The sequence below is a fragment of the Streptomyces sp. AC555_RSS877 genome, assembly GCF_019049245.1.
GTDB lineage: Bacteria > Actinomycetota > Actinomycetes > Streptomycetales > Streptomycetaceae > Streptomyces.
This window is the reverse complement of record NZ_JAGMUK010000015.1, coordinates 136,140-153,317: the sequence shown is the minus strand read 5'-3', so window position 1 is coordinate 153,317 and position 17,178 is coordinate 136,140. Positions and strand designations below refer to the sequence as shown.

Here is a 17,178-nt window from a genome sequence, read left to right as displayed (position 1 = left end):
ACGCGGGAGCCCCTTCCCGCGGTGCGGAAAGGGGCTCGCTCCGGGCCCTGGTGACAAACCGCGGGCACCGGGGAGAGCCGCGCCGGGCGCTAGAAGAGAGCGCTGTACGCGTTCAGCGCGGGCTGCCCGCCCAGGTGGGCGTAGAGCACGGTCGAGTCCCGGCCGATCTCCCCGCGCGCCACCAGGTCCACCATCCCGGCCATCGACTTCCCCTCGTACACGGGGTCGGTGACCATTCCCTCGGTGCGGGCCGCGAGCCGCATCGCGTCCAGGGTGGTCTCGTCGGGGATCCCGTACGTGCCCGCGTGATACCGGTCGTCGAGCTCCACGTCCGCTTCGGTCAGCTCCGCCTGTACGCCGATGAGTCGACCGGTGTTGTGGGCGATCCGCGCGATCTGCTCCCGGGTGCGGAGGGGCGCCGCCGACGCGTCGATGCCGATCACGCGCCGCTGCCGCCCGCCCGCCTCCTCCAGGGCCCGGAACCCGGCGACCATTCCGGCCTGGGTGGACCCGGTCACCGAGCACACCACGACGGTGTCGAAGAAGACGCCCGACTCCCGCTCCTGCTCGGCGACTTCGTACGCCCATCCGGCGAAGCCCAGCCCGCCGTACGGGTGGTCGGAGGCGCCGGCCGGAATGGCGTAGGGCTTGCCGCCGGCCTCCTCGACCTCCCTGAGCGCCTGCTCCCAGCTCTCCTTGAACCCGATCCCGAAGCCGGCCTTCACCAGTCGTACGTCGGCTCCGGCGAGCCGGCTGATCAGGATGTTGCCGACCTTGTCGTACACGGAGTCGGGCCACTCGACCCAACTCTCCTGCACGAGCACGCACTTGAGCCCGGCACGGGCGGCACAGGCCGCGACCTGACGGGTGTGGTTCGACTGCACCCCGCCGATGGAGACGAGCGTGTCGCACCCCTTCGCGAGCGCGTCGGCGACCAGGTACTCCAGCTTGCGCGTCTTGTTGCCGCCGTACGCGACACCGGAGTTGCAGTCCTCGCGCTTGGCCCACAGGGCGGCGCCGCCGAGGTGCGCCGTGAGCCGCTCCAGGGGGTGCACGGGGGAAGGGCCGAAGAGGAGGGGGTAGCGATCGTAGGAAGAAAGGGACATGGGTCCTCCCGGGGTCGGGATCAGTCACTGTCGGCGAGTTCGGCCAGCCCTCGCCAGATCTCCGCGGTGACACGGACCGCTTCGTCCACGTCCGAGGCCGCACAGGACTCGATCAGCCGGTCGTGCAGACCGGCCGACAGACAGTTGCCGCCCTCGCCGAAGCGTCGTCGCTCCAGGCGGCGGATGAGGGGGGTGTAGCGGGCCGCGGTGGCGGCGGCCGCGCGATTGCCGCTGACGCGGACGAGGACGTCGTGCAGTGCGTCGTCCGCGCGCAGGGCGCTGTCGACGTCGCCGGCCTGGACGGCGGCCGCGAACCGCTCGTTGGCCGCGCGCATCGCCTCGACGTCCGCGGCGAACAGCCGGGGCACGGCGATCCGCGTGACCAGTTCGTGCATGGCGCCGACCACGGCGGCGGCGTCCCGTACGTCGGAGGCCACCACCGGCGTCACCCGCGTGTAGCTCTGCGGCTTGCTCTCCAGCAGCCCCTCGTCGACCAGCCGCGAGAACGCCTCCCGCACCGGCGCCCGGGACAGCCCGAGCCGCTCGGCGAGCTCGGCGTCCCGCACGACCGCGCCGGGTTCGATCTCCCCGGCGACGATGGCGTCCCTGATGGCTTCGTACGCGCGGTCCCTGAGCAGGGTGCGCGGCACGGGTCGGATGGCCTCCACGAACTGAAATGTTAGATGCCAATCGCGCCCTCCGCCACCCCCCAGAACTGCGCCACCCACCGCGCAGCCGGTTCAGGCAGCGCCAGAAACACTGCCTGTGATGATGCCGTTGACCACGATCAGTCCACTTGGTTCGGCCGCGAGGCCGTACACGGCCCTGCGACCTACTTTCGTCACGGCTTTCACCCGATCCAGAGCGACGGAATCGTCGTAACCGTGCATCTCACTACGCGCTGGCCCCACATGCGTGACGCGGTTCACGAGTTCCGCCAGCCGGTCGGACTTGTAACCGATGCGAAGGTCCAACAGGCCACCCAGCCGAACGACTGCGGTTGCCCGACTCACCTCCACCTGATACAGGGGCCGCTGTCCCACGATTTCAAAGCCTGCGCGGGAGAACCGCCTTTCCCCGCCCGCGCGCGGTGGGCGTTCTCGAATCAGGCTCGGAACGCCCAGCTTCACGCGGGATCACTCGAAAGTGGCTGCAAGCCGGGCTACCCGCGCTTCTGGCGCTTCCAGGGCCCGGTGATGGCGAGCAGGATTCCCGGCTTCTGGATGTTGGCGAACAGCGTCCTGCCGTCGGGCGAGAAGGTGACGCCGGCGAACTCGCTGAATTCCGGCTCCTCTTCGGTGCCGACGTTCAGGTCGTTGCGGGCGATGGGGTAGGTGCGGCCGCGGTCCGTCGCGCCGAAGAGGTGCGAGACGCCTTCACCGTCCTCGGCGAGGACGAGGCCGCCGTACGGGGAGACGGTGATGTTGTCGGGGCCGTCGAAGGCGCCGTCCACGGAGGGGTCGGGGTTGACGCCGAGGAGGACCTTCAGGGTGAGAGTGCGGCGCTTGGGGTCGTAGAACCAGACCTGGCCGTCGTGCTGGACAGGGCTCTCCGCGCGGGCGTACGAGGAGACGAGGTAGGCGCCGCCGTCGCCCCACCACATGCCCTCCAGCTTGCGGGCGCGGGTGATCTCGCCGGCGCCGAACTGCTTGCGCACGGCGACGGTCTTGGCGTCGCGGTCGGGTACGTCGACCCAGTCGACGCCGTACACGGTGCCGATCCTGGTGGCGCGGGAGAGGTCGTCGACGAACGTGCCGCCGGAGTCGAAGCACCTGGGCGCCTGGAGGACACCGGCGTCGTCGGCGAGGGTGCGGAACTTTCCGCGTCCGTGCTCGAAGCCCGTGGGCGGGGTCCAGCGGAAGAGCAGGCCGTTGGGGCTCGCGGCGTCCTCGGTGAGGTAGGCGTGACCGCGCTTGGGGTCGATGACGACGGCCTCGTGGTCGTAGCGGCCGAAGAACTTCAGGGGCTTGGGGTTCTTGTTGGCGCGCCGGTCGGCCGGGTCGACCTCGAAGACGTAGCCGTGGTCCTTGGTCATGCCGTTGGTGCCGGCCCGGTCGGAGTTCTCCTCGCAGGTGAGCCAGGTGCCCCACGGGGTGCTGCCGCCCGCGCAGTTGGTGGAGGTGCCGGCGATGCCGACCCACTCGGCGACCCGTCCGTCGGGGCGGACCTCGACGACCGTGCAGCCACCGGAGGCCGCGGGGTCGTAGACAAGGCCCTCGGTGAGCGGGACGGGGTGGTCCCAGTTGGCTCGCGGGCCCTTCAGCTCGTGGTTGTTGACGAGGAGGGTGGTGCCGCGCGGACCGGCGAAGGTGGCCGTGCCGTCGTGGTTGGACGGCGTGAACTCGCCCGACTCCAGCCTGGTCTTCCCGCTGTGGGTGAGGATGCGGTAGGTGAACCCGGCGGGCAGCGCGAGGATGCCCTTCGGGTCGGGGATCAGCGGTCCGTAACCGACACCGCCGTGGATGTCCGCCGAGTCCCGCGTGCCCTCGGTCTCGGTGGAGGCGAGGGCGTTCGGAGCGGTGGCGAGGGCGCCGACGCTGCCCGCCAGCGCGACACCGGCACCGGTGATCGCGGATGTTCTGGCGAAGTCCCTGCGGGTGAGCGACATGCTGTCTCCTGTGACGGGGGGTTTGCCGTGGAGGGTGGCGGACCTCGGTCCGCGCAACCGTCCCGCCCGCGTCTGAACGCCGGTTGAACACCGGACGACTTCACCGGGCCCTGTTCCGTGAACCCGTGCGCACCACCCCAGGAGGCCCCGAAGGGACCTCACGGGTCACCTCAGGTCTGTCCTGCTCAGCCCCCTTGCTGCGACCGCGCCTTGAACGCCGCCTTCCGTGCTTCCTTCGCGATCCTCTTGTCCGGATGCAGCCGGCCCATCGCCTCCAGGACGTCCGCCGTCGCCGGGTGGTCGACCCGCCAGGCCGCCGCGAAGAATCCGCTGTGCTGCTGGGCCAGCCCCTCCACGAGGCTCCTGAGCTCGTCGGAGTTGCCCTCGGCCGCGAGCTGCGCGGCGAGCGTGTCGACGGTCAGCCAGAACACCAGCTCCTCGGACGGGGCCGGCACGTCGGAGGCACCCCGCTCGGCCAGCCAGACCCGGGCCAGTCCGCCGAGCTCGGGGTCGTCGAGCACTTCGCGCAGGGCGGGCTCGGCCTCGTCGCCCACCAGGGACAGCGCCTGCTGGCAGAGCAGTCGCCGCAGCGGCGCACCGGCGTCCGAGCCCCGCGCCGCCGCCAGCAACTCCCGTGCCGCGGCGAGGGAATCGCGGCGGGCCAGCCACTGCTCGGTCTCGGCCTGGGCGGCCGTCGGCGGGAAGCCGGCCGTACCGTCGAGCAGCGCGTCGGCCCCCTTGTCCGCGAGGTCGCCGACCGCGGGCGCCTCGAAACCGGCCTCCAGGAGCCGCGCCCTGAGGCCGTACAGGCCGAGCGGGGTCAGCCGGACCATGCCGTAGCGGGAGACGTCGGTGTCGTCGACCGGTGAGGCGGGCTCCTCGTCGGTGTCGGCCATCAGCGCCTCGTCGACGGGCCGGTACGCCACGAGTCCCACCGGCTCCAGCAGCCGGAACTGGTCGTCGAGCCGCATCATCGCGTCGGAGACCTGCTCCAGCATGTCGTTGGTGGGTTCGCCCATGTCGCCGGGGACGATCATCGAGGCGGCCAGCGCGGGCAGCGGCACCGGTGCCTCGCCGGGCACGTCCTCGCCCGCGGTGAGGAGGTAGAGGTTCCCGAGCACGCCGTCCAGGAACTCGGTTTCGGCCTCGGGGTCCCAGTCCAGGGACGAGGGGTCGATCTCGGCGGCGCCCTCTTCGGCGTCCATCGCACCGATCAGGTCGTCCAGGTCCGGCACGCTCGCGTCGGCGAGCACGGTCTCCAGCGCGGCCAGCCACACGCCGAGCACGTCGTGCGGGGCGCCGCCGGTGAGCAGGGCCAGCTCCTCACCCGCGGCGACGGTGCCGGCCTCCTCGTCGACGACCTCGACGAGCCCGGTGTCGACGGCGACCCGCCAGGCCTCGCTCGCGTACGCCGCCGCGTCGTCCCCGCTCAGTCCGAGGGCCTCGGCCGCCGCGGGCAACTGCTCCTCGACGAGCCCGCCCCCGGCGTCGATCCGCGTCTCGGGTCCGGCCCAGCGGGCGAGCCGCGCGGCCCGTGACAGCAGCGGTGTGGACAGGGCGTCCCGCGCCAGCTCCGCTTCGGGGTGCAGGCGCACCGGTGGCAGGGGGGAGCTGTCTGACATCGGCTGGTTCTCCTAGAGGCGTGTCGTACCACTCAGCCGCTCAGCCTAGACCGCTTTCCACCCATGCCACCCGGTTCCTCTCCCGGTCAGGGACCGTACATGGCCGAAACCTTGACAAGTGGCGTGACCAGGCACGAGATTGACGCGCGTAGAAACCCGGCGGACATCTGTTCACGCTAACTTCTACGCGCGTCGCCACCGCCCCACAGGTCGCGGCTCCCACCGTTCCACGCACCACCCTCGTCCCGGCGCCCATGTACGTCCCCGGAGGGATCCCCGTTGCCGAGCAAGTCTTCCGCGCGTCTCGCCGCGCTCACCGTCGCCGCCGTCTGTTCCGCGGCCTCCACCGTCGTCCTCACCTCGCCCGCGCACGCGGACTCCGTGAGCATCCATGACATCCAGGGCACGACCCGGATATCCCCGTACGCCGGCAAGACGGTCACGGACGTGGCTGGAATCGTCACCGGCGTGCGCACCTACGGCTCCTCCAGAGGCTTCTGGATCCAGGACCCGAACCCGGACGCCGACCCGGCCACCAGCGAGGGCGTCTTCGTCTTCACCAGCTCCGTCCCGAAGGTCGCTGTCGGCGACGCGGTGACCGTCTCCGGCACGATCTCGGAGTTCGTCCCGGGCGGCGCCGCCTCCGGCAACCAGGCGCTGACCGAGATCGTCCGCCCGACGGTGACCGTCGTCTCCAGCGGCAACGCGGTCCCGGCCGCCACCGTCGTCGACGCCAGGTCGGTGCCGAGCGCCTACAGCCCGGCCGGTGACACCGCCGCGGGCGGCTCGGTCAACGGCCTGACGCTGCAGCCGAAGAAGTACGCCCTGGACTACTACGAGTCCCTGGAGGGCATGAACGTCCAGGTCGCCGACGTCCGCGTGGTCGGCGCCACCGACCCGTTCACCGAGCTGTGGGTCACGGTGAAGCCGCGCGAGAACAGCAACCGCCGCGGCGGCACGGTCTACGGCTCCTACGAGTCGCAGAACACCGGCCGACTGCAGATCCAGTCCCTGGGCGCGACCGCCGACTTCCCGAAGGCGAACGTCGGCGACGTCCTCACCGGCAGCACCGCGGGCCCGCTGGACTACAACCAGTTCGGCGGCTACACCCTCGTCGCGGGCCGGATCGGCACGCTGAAGAGCGCAGGCCTCGCCCGCGAGACCACCGAGAAGCAGAAGAACGGCGAGCTGGCGGTCGCGACGTACAACGTCGAGAACCTCGACCCGACCGACGCCTCCTTCGAGGAGCACGCCTCCGCGATCGTGCACAACCTGAAGTCGCCCGACATCGTGTCCCTGGAGGAGATCCAGGACAACAACGGCGCGAAGAACGACGGCACGGTCGCCGCCGACCAGACGGTGACCAAGCTGATCGACGCGATCGTCGCGGCCGGCGGCCCGGCGTACGACTGGCGCTCGATCGACCCGGCGAACAACACCGACGGCGGCGAGCCGGGCGGCAACATCCGCCAGGTGTTCCTGTTCAACCCGGAGCGGGTCTCCTTCACCGACCGTGCGGGCGGCGACGCCACGACCGCCGTCGGGGTCACCAAGGAGAAGGGCAAGGCCGCGCTGACGGTCTCCCCGGGCCGCATCGACCCGGCGAACACCGCCTGGAACAGCAGCCGCAAGCCGCTGGCGGGCGAGTTCGCCTTCCGCGGCCGGACGGTCTTCGTGATCGCCAACCACTTCAACTCCAAGGGCGGCGACCAGGGGCTGACCTCGCAGTACCAGCCGCCGGCGCGCAGTTCGGAGACCCAGCGCGCCCTGCAGGCGACCGCGGTGAACGCGTTCGTCAAGGACATCCTGGCCACCCAGAAGAACGCGGATGTCATCACCCTCGGTGACATCAACGACTTCGAGTTCTCCGGCACCACCGAGATCCTGGAGAGCGACGGCGCCCTCTGGTCGGCGATCAAGTCGCTGCCGAAGAGCGAGCGTTACTCGTACGTCTACCAGGGCAACGCCCAGGTCCTCGACCAGATCCTGGTCAGCCCGTCGATCCGGCGTTCCTGCGACTTCGAGTACGACAGCGTGCACATCAACGCGGAGTTCAACGACCAGATCAGCGACCACGACCCGCAGGTGCTGCGGTTCAAGCCGTAGCCGCCGACCGGTCGTGCAGCTCAGGGCTGGCTGAACACACCGTTCAGCCAGCCCTTCCATGCGGCCTCGTCGGCCTCCGCGTCGGCATGGGCCGCGAAGTCGTGGACGCTGATCCCGACCGGGTAGCTCCAGTGGTTGCGCCCGAAGAAGCGGATCAGGGCGTCCTCGGTGCGCAGCCCGATGAAGTACGGGTTGCGGAAGTCCAGTACCGCGTCCAGCGGTTGGCCCTCGGGGCCACGAACCTGGACGCGCGCCCCCTCGGCGGTGTCTTCCGCGAGGCCGAGCGCCCGGCCGACGGCGGCGAAGGCGTCCGGTGTGCTGGACGGGTCGGGACCGTCGAAGGTGGTGAAGGCGGCCGTGCGGGGCGCGAAGTGGAGCAGGTACTGGCGCAGGGTCGCCATGTAGAAGTCGGTGTGCTTCGCGGCACCGTCGTACTGGTTGTCCCAGTCGTCGACGAAGATCCCGCTGTGCACGTACCGCACCCAGGCGCGGCGGCCCTCGTCGCGCGGTTCGATCGTGTAGTCGAGCTGGTTGAGGGTCTGTTCGGAGATGCCCTCGACGTCCTCGACACGGTTGGTGTAGCGGTGCGGCGGGTCCCAGGCGGTGACCTTGGACCCGAAGGGTCCCTTGCCGCCCTCGCGCGGCTCGGGGGCCTCCATCGGCCACAGCCAGCCGTCGGTCCCGGCGGTGACCGCCTCCCACACCTGCTCGGGTGAGGCGTCGACCTCGAACTCGCGGGCGATCTCGAATTCCTTGGACATGGTGGGCTCCTGAGGACTACTGGTCCAGTTCTGGGGCGGGCTGGGCGTCGCCCGTGGGCTTGAGCGTGGGATGGACGGCGACGACGATCCGGTGATCACGTCCGTCCTCGGTGTCGGGGGCGTCGTATTTGCGGATCAGCGCGGTCACCCCCGCCGTCAGCTCCTGGATGAACGCGGCCCGGTCGGCGGCCGAGGCGAAGCGCACCTCGCCGTCCAGCGCGTACGTCGCCAGCCGCTTGCGGGCTTTGGCCGCGCCGGTGATCAGCGACCCGACGTCGCTCACGAGCCGGGCACCGAGCGCGAGCAGCCAGCGAGCGGAGAGCTGGTCGCGGAAGCGGTCCGGGTCCGGCTGCACGGCGGCGAGCGCGAGCGGCGAGATGACGTACGACGCGGCGGTCGCCCGCATCAGCCGCTCGGTGACGTTGCCCTTGCGGCGCTCGCCCGCCAGCTCGACCAGACCGTGCCGCTCCAGCGCCTTGAGGTGGTAGTTCACCTTCTGCCGGGGCAGCCCGACCTGGCCGGCCAGCATGGCGGCCGAGGCGGGGCCGGCCGCCAGTTCGGCGAGCAGCCGGGACCTTATGGGGTCCAGGGAGGCGGCAGCGGCCTCGGGGTCCTCGATCACGGTCACGTCCAACATGGATCCACCGTCTCACCGAAAATTTTTTTTGTCCAGACGATTTGGATGTTCGGCTGCCCTGCGGACGTCACTCGGGCACGAGGCCGAGGGCGTGGTGGTGGCGCGTGCCCGTGAAGCCCTTCACGCCGGGGTACGTCCGCACCCGCTCCCACTCCTCGCCGACGGGCACGGCGATGGCCCTGTCGTACGCCTCCGCGGTCTCCCATTCCGCGTAGTTGAGGACGTGGGTGCCGTCGGTGGCCAGGTGGAAGTGCGCGGCGATCAGGCCGTGGTGGGCGCCCGGGCCGGGGGGCGTCCGCAGCAGGAGGTCGATCCAGTCGCCGCGCCGGTCGGCCGCGCCGGGCTCGAAGTCGACCCGCACGGTCACGATCAGCCCCGGCACACGGTGGTCGCAGGCGGCCCGTTCTTCGCTGCGGTAGTACCGGTACCTGTCGAGTCCGACGCGCTCGATGCCCGGTACGGCGGTGTCGATCTCGTCGTTGCGTTCCTGGCGGTGGGTCTTGACGAAGGCCTCGTAGGCCTGCTCGCCCGCCCACTGCGAGTGGTGCATCAGCGTCTCGCCGTCGTGCCCGGTGTAGACGTGGTAGGCGAGCAGGTCGGCGGCCGGCCAGGGCCTGCGCTCCCAGGTGTGCGCAATCGCCTCGACGGCCTGCCGCTGCCGCTCGGGCGTGCCGACTCGCCAGGTGCTGAAGAGGGCGGCGCCGACGCGGGGATGGGCCAGGTCGGGGTGAGTGCCGGTACGGCGGGTCATGACGGCCTCCGTCGATGGGTACGGGATGCGTGCACCGGCCACTCTTCAACCTCAACCAAGATTCAGGTCAAGTAGCCGATTCGCGGGGGGAATTCGGGAGACCCGCCTGGTCATGGACGAGAAGGCCCGGAGGGCCGAGATGACGGAGAAGGCCGAGACGACGGGGACGGCCGGGACGACGGAGACGGCGAAGACGGACAGCCCGTCCAAGTTGCCCGCGCAGTCGTGGCGGGCGGTGGTGTGGCGCACGCTGAAGGAGTTGCTGGACGATGAACTGGCCGACCGGGCGGCCGCGTTGACGTACTACGGCGTCCTTTCGCTCTTCCCGGCGCTGCTGGTGATGGTGTCCCTGCTCGGCGTGGTGGGACAGCGCGCGACGGACAAGATCCTCGACAACATCGGCGACCTCGCCCCGGGCCCCGCCCGGGACATCCTGCGGGACGCGGTCGTCCAGCTCGGCGACAGCGGAGGCACCGGCAGCGTCCTGGCCGTGCTCGGCCTGCTCTTCGCCCTGTGGTCGGCGTCCGGGTACGTCGCCGCGTTCATCCGTACGTCCAACGCCGTGTACGACCTGCCGGAGGGCCGCCCGGTGTGGAAGCTGACGCCGCTCAGGCTGGGGCTGACCGTGGTGCTGATGCTGATGCTGGCCGTGAGCGCGCTGATCGTGGTGTTCACGGGTCCACTGGCCGAGCGGGCCGGCACGACGATCGGTCTCGGTGACGAGGCGATCGCGGTGTGGGACGTCGCCAAGTGGCCGGTACTGCTGCTGCTGGTGATCCTGATGATCGCCCTGCTGTACTGGGCCGCCCCCAACGTCCGCGGCCGGGGCTTCCGTTGGATCTCCCCCGGCAGCATCCTCGCCACCCTGATCTGGCTTGCCGCGTCCGCCGGATTCGCCCTGTACGCGGCCAACTTCGGTTCCTACAACAAGACGTACGGCACGCTCGCGGGCGCCATCGTCTTCCTCGTGTGGCTCTGGCTGACCAACATGGCGATCCTCCTGGGCCTGGAGTTCGACGCGGAACTGGCGCGCGAGCGGGCGATCACGGCAGGCCGCCCGCCGACGGAGGAGCCGTACGTGGAACCGAGGGACACCCGAAAGTGGCCGCCGAGGCTGAGGGCTGCGCGCGGCAGGTGAGACGGATTCCTGCCCCACGGACGATCACCCGCGCACAGCACCCCGCCACCGCCCCCCGAAGGCGGTCGTGCCGCGTCACCCGCGGGCAGCCGTGCCGCTGAGCGGCACGGGTGGGCGCGGGCGGCACCCCGTAAGCGCCGGGCTGCGTGACCCACCTCCGGCCGCCACCCCACGCACCGCTTCGGCCCGGGCCGGCCGATGCAGCCAACCCGGGCCGAAGACGGCCGGCCCTCTCAGCGCCCGGCGTGCCGGCGCCGCAGCACCTCCACCGCGATCAGCGCACCCACCGCCGCCACCCCGACGACCAGCACGGGCCGAGGGTGCCGCGCCCCGGCCTGCACGGCGGTGCGGACCGGCGTGGGCAGGTTGTGCTCGACGGCGTGACCTGCGCGGGTCGCCCTGAACTGGACCGTGTGGCCCGCCTGGGCCGCCTTGTCCTGGACCGTGTGCCCCGCATGGCTGGCCCGGTCCTGGACCGTGTGGCCGGCCATCGCCGCACTGCTGCGGAGCTGTACCGTCATCGCGCCCGCCTTGTCCCTCAGATCGGCGGCGCGGGCGCGGGCACGGCCCTTGACGTCGACCTTGCCGGCCAGCTCCTCGACCGTGTCGCCGAGCTCGCTGCGGGTGCGTTCGATCTGCCGGCGGAGTTCGTCGGGCCCCTTGGCGCCGCCCGACCCCTGTCCGTGTGCTGCCTTGTCCGTCATCGATGCGCCCTTTCCCTGATCTCCTCGACGTCGGCCCTGACGCTGCCGAGCGCTTCCTCGGGCGTGGGTGGTGCGGCGCGGCGCAGCTGGGCGCGGCCGGTCGCCGCGAGCAGGCCCGCGAGTGCGAACAGGACGGCCGTCACGATGAGCGCCGCCGCCCAGAGGGGCAGGACCAGCGAGAGCGCGACGACGGCCGTGGCGGCCAGGGCGAGGAAGCCGGCGTAGCCGACGGCACCCGCGGCACCGAGCAGCCCGCCGCCCCGTCCGGCGCGACGGCCCTTCGCCGCGAGCTCCTCCTTGGCGAGGGCCACTTCCTGTCGTACGAGCCGGGAGACCTGTTCGGTGGCCTGTCCGACGAGGTCGCCCACCGAATGGTGTTCGTCATGTACCGGCCTGGGTGCCGTGGTCCCGGTCACGGTTCCGCCTCCTCTCGGTATGGGAACCCCCGAGTACCCTGACCGGCCCCCGCTACCCCTGCGGCCCGCCTCCGAGCCCACGCTCGCCGAGGCGGTCAAGCCGGCTCTGGAACCAGTCGAGCCGGGCCTGCAACAGGGCGGCCTCCGCGACGAGTTCGGGCACCCCGGGCCCGCCGCCGGCATCCGGCGCCGACGCCTCCCCCGCCACCCGCACACCCTTCCCGGCCACCACCCGCAGCCCGCCCGCGGCCAGCCGGGCGAAGCCGGCCAAGGAGACGGACGTACGACCGCGCAGACATGCCGTGCAGCAGGGAGCCAGCACCCGCCACCCCGGTCTGCCCCAGCCGGCGTCGGCCAGCGCGGCGGCGACCGTGCCGCAGGCGCACGGGCCGACGGTCGCCGTGCGGACGCGCTGACGGGCGTACCGGTAGCCGCGCTCGAAGCGGATGTACCGGCCGAGTACGGAGATCTCGAGCAGGACGGCCGTACGGTGCTCGGCCGTGCACAGCAGTGCCTCGGCCGTCGTACGGTCGTGCACGCAGTGGAACCCGCAGTCGCAGCGGCGGTGCGGTGCCCGGTGCCGCAGGCCGTAGACGCAGGTCGCGTCGTCCAGGACTGCGTACGGCAGTGCGCCGCCCAGCGACACCCCGGTGAACCCGGCCCGGGTGCCGTCGTGGGACAGCACCGGGTGGGCGATCTTGTATCCGGTCGGTGGCTCCGTCGGGCGTTCCTCGGGGAGCCGCAGCCTCATCGGGCGGCCGGGACCTCTTCGGGGGCCTTCAGTTCCTTGATCTCCTCGGGGAGGTCGAGTTCCTCCTCGTGGACCTGCGGCCGCTCTTCCGCGACTCCGGTGGCGAGTGCTTTGCCGAGCTTCATGACGCCTCCCATGACCAGGTGCCGATGACCGTCCTGGCCATGGTGACCCATGAGGGCCCACTTGGACATAGGGCCTGCCGACTGCGCGGCAACCGACAACGCCTCAGCGTTCCTTAGCGATACCTCGTAGGAAATTTAAGTGGAGCTTCACTGTCTGTGGGTCGAGACTACTCCCATGACGACGACATCCCGCCCCTTCGGCCGCGCCTTGTGCGCCATGATCACGCCCTTCACCGACGCGGGCGCGCTGGACCTCGACGGCGCGCAGCAACTGGCCGACCGGCTGGTGGCTCAGGGCTGTGACGGGCTCGTCCTGTCGGGGACGACGGGTGAGTCGCCGACCACGACGGACGCGGAGAAGGCCGCGCTGGTCACGGCCGTACGGGAGGCGGTGGGCGAGCGGGCGTCGATCGTGGCCGGCGTGGGCACCTTCGACACCCGGCACACCGTCGAGCTGGCCCTGGCGGCCGAAAAGGCCGGCGCGGACGGCCTGTTGGTGGTCAGCCCCTACTACAGCAGGCCGCCGCAGGACGCGCTGGAGGCGCACTTCCGGGAGGTCGCGGACGCGTCCGGGCTGCCGCTCGTGCTGTACGACATCCCCGGGCGCACCGGCACCCGGATCGAGCCGGACACCATGATCCGCCTCGCCGGGCACCCCCGGATCGTCGCGGTCAAGGACTGTTCCTACGACTTCCTCGGTGCCCAGAAGGTCATGGACCGCACGGAGCTGGCGTACTACGCGGGCTGCGACGAGCACAACCTCGCCCTGTACGCGGTGGGTGCGGCCGGGTACATCAGCACGGTCGCCAATGTCGTTCCGGCCCGGCTCCGTGCGGTCCTCGACGCGTTCGAGGCGGGCGACACCCCCGTGTCCGCCCGCCTCCAACAGCGGGCCACGCCGCTGATCGAGTCGATGATGTCGGCGGGCCAGCCCGGCGCGGTCACCGTCAAGGCCCTCCTCACCTCACTCGGCCTGCCGGCGGGACCGGTCCGCGCGCCGCTGCGACCCGCCGACCGGGACACGGTCGACGGGCTGCTGGCGACGTACGAACAGTTCATGGCCGCCGCCTGATCAGCGCTCGGCGAAGACGGGCTCCCAGCGCCCGGCGTCCCCGTCGTTGCCCTTGCGGAAGTCGCTGAGCGGTACGGCCTTGTCGCTGCCGATGGTGACCAGTACGAGCCGCTGATGGAACTCGTTCCTGCCGTCCTTGGCGATGTCCCAGGCGATGAGGGACCTGTTGCCGGCCCAGGCGAGCAGCTGCTGCCCGTGCACCTCGGTCCGCTCGCCGGTCGTGGCGTCGAGGACCCAGGAGGAGGTCTTCCACTTCTCGCCCGCGAAGTCACCGGCGACGAGCCTGCCGTCGGGCGACTTCCCCGCTTCGACGTACCACTGCAGGTGCTTGTCGTTCGCCGGTGTGGGCACCTCGGTGCCCGAGAGGTCGAAGAACTGTTTGCCGATGTCCCCCATGGGATGCCCGGCCCAGACGTGCCGGCCGTCACTGGTGAGGGCGAAGTCCTGGCGGGAGTTGATGAAGCCGGTGGGGTCCTCGGGGTCGCCGTCGAGCCCGACCTCGCTCCAGGAGCCCTTGCCGGACGCCACGTCGATGACGTGGAAGCCGGTGCGGCTCGACGGCTCCTTCTGGTTCCAGCCCTCGGATCCCTCCGTCCTGACCCGCAGGTCGGGGTTGTCGCCGTAGGTCGTCGCGACCAGCTTGCGGCCGTCGCGCGAGAACGCGAGTCCGCCGACCGGGTGGTCGACCGGGATCCACCGCGCGACCTTGCCGGTGGTCAGGTCGAGCAGGCCGATCCGCGAGGCGGGCAGGGTGCGTTCCAGGACGGCGGCGGTCTTCATGCCGGGGGCGACGGCCACCCAGGACCACTTCGTGCTCTTCTCGTACCTGCCGCTGTCCTGGTCGAGCAGCCAGTAGGTGCGCTCGTAGACGGCGGTGTCGGCCGTCTTGCGGACGGTCTTCGGGATGAAGTACGCGGCCATGCCGGTGTTCCCGGCCGAGATCAGCTCGCGCGGCGGCGACTGGTCCGGATGGGCGTTGACCTCGGTCTTCGGTACGACGTCGGCGGGGCGCACGTCGGTGCCCCGGCCCGAGTCCAGCAGGGGCACGGCCACCGCGACGGCGACCACGGCGACCGTGGCGGCGGCCATGCCCGCGATCCTGCGACTGCGGCGGCGCCGGCGGACCGCCAGTACCCGGTCGGCGAACCCCGGCCGCGTCAGGGGCTGTTCCGCGGCCTGCTCCCGCAGTGCGTCCCGCACGAGTTCCTCGACGTTCACGGACGCACCTCCACGGATGAGTAGTCACAAGACGGCTGCCACTCGGCGCCGGCCGGGCCCAGGGCGGCCAGTTCGGGCGCCAGCGAGCGCAGCCGGGCGAGCGAGCGGTGGGTGGTGGACCGTACGGTGCCGACGGTGCAGCCGAGGAGCCGGGCCACGTCGGCCTCGGGCAGGTCCTCGAAGTAGCGGAGCACGAGCACGGTCCGCTGACGTGAGGTGAGCCGGGCCAGCGCCTCGCGCATCACGACACGCAGTTCGGCCGCAGCCGCCGCGTCGGCGCCTGCCGCGCCCGCCTCGGGCGGCTCGGGGACGCTGACCTCCCGTCTGCGCCACTTCAGCCGCCAGCGGCTGACCTGCTGGCGGTACAGGATCCGCCGTACGTAGGCCTCGGGCTCGTCGATCCGCTGCCACTTGCCCGCCGCCTTGACCAGGGCGTTCTGCAGCAGGTCCTCACCGGCGTGCTGGTCTCCCCCGCAGAGCAGCACGGCCGTCCTCAGCAGCGCCGACGACCGGTTGTCCACGAACTCCCGGAAACTCTCCAGTCCTTCGGCATTCATCGTCACCTTCTCTTCCCCGGCGGCACCTGTGCCCCGCCCCTGCTCCTTGTGACGCTCGCGACCGCCCGCCGCTATGCCACCGGTGGGAAGAATCTTTCGGCACAACGGGCCGGGGCCCGTATCGCACGGGTGTGCGATACGGGCCCCGGTCCACAGCGGGCGCGCTCAGCTCCAGGTGTACCCGTCGCCGATCAGCAGCAGGTGCTCCAGCACGTCCTCCAGCGGATCGTCCACCTGGCCGGTGTTGACCAGCCCGATCCGCGGGCCGTTGTGCGAGGCGGTGTTCGTCTCGTCGGCGTGCGCGGCCCCCGCCGGGAGCCCGCACACCACCGTCAAGGTCAACGCCCCGGACAGCAAACGCGCCACGGTCCTCGCCCGCTCGTTCGTCATTGCACGACCCCTCGTTCGTCGTTTCGGCGTCTGATCGGACACTGCGTCCACCCGTTCATCTGCCGAAAGCACGAGAAGGTCACGCTGAGTAACCCGTACGGGACGTTGAGGAGTTCGGTTTTGAGCGTGCGGGTCAGTTGTGGCTGTGCAGGATCTCGTTCAGGCCGCCCCAGACCGCGTTGTTCGGGCGGGCCTCGACCGTGCCCGTGACCGAGTTGCGGCGGAAGAGGATGTGGGAGGCGCCGGACAGCTCGCGCGCCTTGACGATCTGCCCGTCGGGCATGGTGACGCGGGTCCCCGCGGTTACGTACAGCCCCGCCTCGACGACGCACTCGTCGCCGAGCGCGATGCCGACGCCCGCCTCGGCGCCGACCAGGCAGCGCTCGCCGATGCTGATACGGACGTTGCCACCGCCGGACAGGGTGCCCATGGTGGAGGCCCCGCCGCCGATGTCCGAGCCGTCGCCGACCACGACGCCCGCGGAGATACGGCCCTCGACCATCGACGTGCCGAGCGTGCCGGCGTTGAAGTTGACGAAGCCCTCGTGCATGACGGTGGTGCCGTCGGCGAGGTGCGCGCCCAGCCGGACCCGGTCGGCGTCGGCGATGCGGACGCCCTTCGGGGCCACGTAGTCGGTCATGCGGGGGAACTTGTCGATCGAGGTGACCTGGAGGTGCAGGCCCTCGGCTCGGGCGTTCAGCCGGACCTTCTCGACGTCGTCGACGGCGACCGGGCCGAGCGAGGTCCAGGCGACGTTGGCGAGGTGGCCGAAGATGCCGTCCAGGCTCTGGCCGTGCGGCTTGACCAGGCGGTGCGAGAGCAGGTGCAGGCGCAGGTAGACGTCGTGCGCGTCGATCGGCTTGTCATCGAGGGAGCCGATGACCGTACGGACCGCGACCACCTCGACGCCCCGGCGGGCGTCCGGACCGAGCGCCGCGGTCGCGCCGCCGCCGAGCAGTTCCGCCGCACGCTCGGCGGACAGCCGTTCGGTGCCGGACGGGCCAGGGCCGCCCTCGGCAGTCACGGCGGTGAGCTCGGGCGCGGGGAACCAGGTGTCGAGGACGGTGCCGTCGGCGGCGAGTGTGGCGAGGCCGGCGGCAACGGCGCCGGTGGTGCGAGGAGCAGTCGTGTCGGTCATAAGGGCAAACTAACGTGGCAGGGGGCGCCCGGGCGAACCGGTGCGCACGCCGTCTCATGTGCCGGTCGCACCGTCCGC

Annotated in this window: 19 protein-coding genes; 3 read left to right on the top strand and 16 right to left on the bottom strand. The window is 71.3% G+C overall.

The genetic code is table 11. From position 1 onward, the window contains the following. Positions 1-89: 89 nt before the first annotated feature. The 5 genes from KUM49_RS06470 to KUM49_RS06450 all read right to left on the bottom strand — a co-directional run bounded on the left by KUM49_RS06470 (position 90) and on the right by KUM49_RS06450 (position 5,336). Positions 90-1,106 (bottom strand): 1-aminocyclopropane-1-carboxylate deaminase, encoded by a 1,017-nt coding sequence (locus KUM49_RS06470; RefSeq protein ID WP_217235727.1) that lies wholly within the window; start codon positions 1,104-1,106, stop codon positions 90-92. Between the two features lie 20 nt (positions 1,107-1,126). Then, entirely contained in the window at positions 1,127-1,774 is a 648-nt protein-coding gene (locus tag KUM49_RS06465; protein WP_217235726.1) for a GntR family transcriptional regulator, read from the bottom strand. Between the two features lie 72 nt (positions 1,775-1,846). Continuing rightward, positions 1,847-2,080, bottom strand: coding sequence for a hypothetical protein (locus tag KUM49_RS06460; RefSeq protein ID WP_217235725.1), 234 nt, complete (start codon positions 2,078-2,080; stop codon positions 1,847-1,849). 188 nt (positions 2,081-2,268) lie between these two features. Continuing rightward, the gene (locus KUM49_RS06455) at positions 2,269-3,714 is read right to left on the bottom strand and encodes an alkaline phosphatase PhoX (RefSeq protein WP_217235724.1); all 1,446 of its coding nucleotides are present in this window, start codon (positions 3,712-3,714) and stop codon (positions 2,269-2,271) included. Positions 3,715-3,899: 185 nt separating this feature from the next. Beyond that, entirely contained in the window at positions 3,900-5,336 is a 1,437-nt protein-coding gene (locus KUM49_RS06450; RefSeq protein WP_217235723.1) for a hypothetical protein, read from the bottom strand. Between the two features lie 279 nt (positions 5,337-5,615). Here KUM49_RS06450 and KUM49_RS06445 point away from each other — a divergent pair, with 279 nt between their 5' ends. Next, positions 5,616-7,442, top strand: coding sequence for an endonuclease/exonuclease/phosphatase family protein (locus tag KUM49_RS06445; protein WP_217235722.1), 1,827 nt, complete (start codon positions 5,616-5,618; stop codon positions 7,440-7,442). Positions 7,443-7,462: 20 nt separating this feature from the next. Here KUM49_RS06445 and KUM49_RS06440 read toward each other — a convergent pair whose 3' ends face one another. The 3 genes from KUM49_RS06440 to KUM49_RS06430 all read right to left on the bottom strand — a co-directional run bounded on the left by KUM49_RS06440 (position 7,463) and on the right by KUM49_RS06430 (position 9,591). After that, entirely contained in the window at positions 7,463-8,203 is a 741-nt protein-coding gene (locus KUM49_RS06440) for an SRPBCC domain-containing protein (protein ID WP_217235721.1), read from the bottom strand. A gap of 16 nt (positions 8,204-8,219) precedes the next feature. Continuing rightward, positions 8,220-8,840: a helix-turn-helix domain-containing protein gene (locus KUM49_RS06435; protein ID WP_217235720.1), complete on the bottom strand. Its 621-nt coding sequence runs from the start codon at positions 8,838-8,840 to the stop codon at positions 8,220-8,222. A 67-nt stretch (positions 8,841-8,907) separates the two neighbouring features. Beyond that, positions 8,908-9,591 (bottom strand): antibiotic biosynthesis monooxygenase, encoded by a 684-nt coding sequence (locus KUM49_RS06430; protein WP_217235719.1) that lies wholly within the window; start codon positions 9,589-9,591, stop codon positions 8,908-8,910. 112 nt (positions 9,592-9,703) lie between these two features. Between KUM49_RS06430 and KUM49_RS06425 the strand changes: the two genes are divergently transcribed. Next, positions 9,704-10,729 (top strand): YihY/virulence factor BrkB family protein, encoded by a 1,026-nt coding sequence (locus KUM49_RS06425; protein ID WP_374200134.1) that lies wholly within the window; start codon positions 9,704-9,706, stop codon positions 10,727-10,729. Positions 10,730-10,962: 233 nt separating this feature from the next. Here KUM49_RS06425 and KUM49_RS06420 read toward each other — a convergent pair whose 3' ends face one another. From KUM49_RS06420 to KUM49_RS49735, 4 genes are read right to left on the bottom strand one after another with little or no spacing between them, the layout of a single operon-like run. Continuing rightward, entirely contained in the window at positions 10,963-11,433 is a 471-nt protein-coding gene (locus tag KUM49_RS06420) for a DUF3618 domain-containing protein (RefSeq protein WP_217235717.1), read from the bottom strand. Then, a complete protein-coding gene (locus KUM49_RS06415) occupies positions 11,430-11,849 on the bottom strand; it encodes a phage holin family protein (protein WP_217235716.1) in 420 nt (139 codons plus the stop codon). Before KUM49_RS06415 ends, KUM49_RS06420 begins: the two co-directional genes overlap by 4 nt. Positions 11,850-11,901: 52 nt before the next feature. Continuing rightward, on the bottom strand, positions 11,902-12,600 hold the full coding sequence (locus KUM49_RS06410) for a hypothetical protein (RefSeq protein WP_217235715.1): 699 nt from the start codon (positions 12,598-12,600) through the stop codon (positions 11,902-11,904). Next, positions 12,597-12,725 (bottom strand): hypothetical protein, encoded by a 129-nt coding sequence (locus tag KUM49_RS49735; RefSeq protein ID WP_302185402.1) that lies wholly within the window; start codon positions 12,723-12,725, stop codon positions 12,597-12,599. The genes KUM49_RS06410 and KUM49_RS49735 overlap by 4 nt, the downstream gene beginning before the upstream one ends. Positions 12,726-12,900: 175 nt before the next feature. Between KUM49_RS49735 and dapA the strand changes: the two genes are divergently transcribed. Beyond that, positions 12,901-13,797, top strand: coding sequence for a 4-hydroxy-tetrahydrodipicolinate synthase (gene dapA, locus KUM49_RS06405; RefSeq protein WP_217235714.1), 897 nt, complete (start codon positions 12,901-12,903; stop codon positions 13,795-13,797). Here dapA and KUM49_RS06400 read toward each other — a convergent pair whose 3' ends face one another. From KUM49_RS06400 to dapD, 4 genes are all read right to left on the bottom strand, one after another. Then, complete coding sequence (locus tag KUM49_RS06400; RefSeq protein ID WP_217235713.1) at positions 13,798-15,015, bottom strand: WD40 repeat domain-containing protein; 1,218 nt, start codon at positions 15,013-15,015, stop codon at positions 13,798-13,800. Further along, a complete protein-coding gene (locus tag KUM49_RS06395) occupies positions 15,012-15,572 on the bottom strand; it encodes a SigE family RNA polymerase sigma factor (RefSeq protein WP_217235712.1) in 561 nt (186 codons plus the stop codon). Before KUM49_RS06395 ends, KUM49_RS06400 begins: the two co-directional genes overlap by 4 nt. A gap of 165 nt (positions 15,573-15,737) precedes the next feature. Then, on the bottom strand, positions 15,738-15,962 hold the full coding sequence (locus tag KUM49_RS06390) for a hypothetical protein (RefSeq protein WP_217235711.1): 225 nt from the start codon (positions 15,960-15,962) through the stop codon (positions 15,738-15,740). 133 nt (positions 15,963-16,095) lie between these two features. Further along, complete coding sequence (gene dapD, locus KUM49_RS06385) at positions 16,096-17,100, bottom strand: 2,3,4,5-tetrahydropyridine-2,6-dicarboxylate N-succinyltransferase (protein ID WP_217235710.1); 1,005 nt, start codon at positions 17,098-17,100, stop codon at positions 16,096-16,098. Positions 17,101-17,178: the final 78 nt, after the last annotated feature.

Excerpts from the sequence above, each read along its gene's own strand:
- KUM49_RS06425 (WP_374200134.1), top strand. The coding sequence starts at position 9,704 with ATGGACGAGAAGGCCCGGAGGGCCGAGATGACGGAGAAGGCCGAGACG.
- KUM49_RS06440 (WP_217235721.1), bottom strand. The coding sequence starts at position 8,203 with ATGTCCAAGGAATTCGAGATCGCCCGCGAGTTCGAGGTCGACGCCTCA.
- dapD (WP_217235710.1), bottom strand. The coding sequence starts at position 17,100 with ATGACCGACACGACTGCTCCTCGCACCACCGGCGCCGTTGCCGCCGGC.
- KUM49_RS06450 (WP_217235723.1), bottom strand. The coding sequence starts at position 5,336 with ATGTCAGACAGCTCCCCCCTGCCACCGGTGCGCCTGCACCCCGAAGCG.
- KUM49_RS06435 (WP_217235720.1), bottom strand. The coding sequence starts at position 8,840 with ATGTTGGACGTGACCGTGATCGAGGACCCCGAGGCCGCTGCCGCCTCC.
- KUM49_RS06455 (WP_217235724.1), bottom strand. The coding sequence starts at position 3,714 with ATGTCGCTCACCCGCAGGGACTTCGCCAGAACATCCGCGATCACCGGT.
- KUM49_RS49735 (WP_302185402.1), bottom strand. The coding sequence starts at position 12,725 with ATGAAGCTCGGCAAAGCACTCGCCACCGGAGTCGCGGAAGAGCGGCCG.
- KUM49_RS06420 (WP_217235717.1), bottom strand. The coding sequence starts at position 11,433 with ATGACGGACAAGGCAGCACACGGACAGGGGTCGGGCGGCGCCAAGGGG.
- KUM49_RS06410 (WP_217235715.1), bottom strand. The coding sequence starts at position 12,600 with ATGAGGCTGCGGCTCCCCGAGGAACGCCCGACGGAGCCACCGACCGGA.
- KUM49_RS06390 (WP_217235711.1), bottom strand. The coding sequence starts at position 15,962 with ATGACGAACGAGCGGGCGAGGACCGTGGCGCGTTTGCTGTCCGGGGCG.
- KUM49_RS06470 (WP_217235727.1), bottom strand. The coding sequence starts at position 1,106 with ATGTCCCTTTCTTCCTACGATCGCTACCCCCTCCTCTTCGGCCCTTCC.
- dapA (WP_217235714.1), top strand. The coding sequence starts at position 12,901 with ATGACGACGACATCCCGCCCCTTCGGCCGCGCCTTGTGCGCCATGATC.
- KUM49_RS06430 (WP_217235719.1), bottom strand. The coding sequence starts at position 9,591 with ATGACCCGCCGTACCGGCACTCACCCCGACCTGGCCCATCCCCGCGTC.
- KUM49_RS06395 (WP_217235712.1), bottom strand. The coding sequence starts at position 15,572 with ATGAATGCCGAAGGACTGGAGAGTTTCCGGGAGTTCGTGGACAACCGG.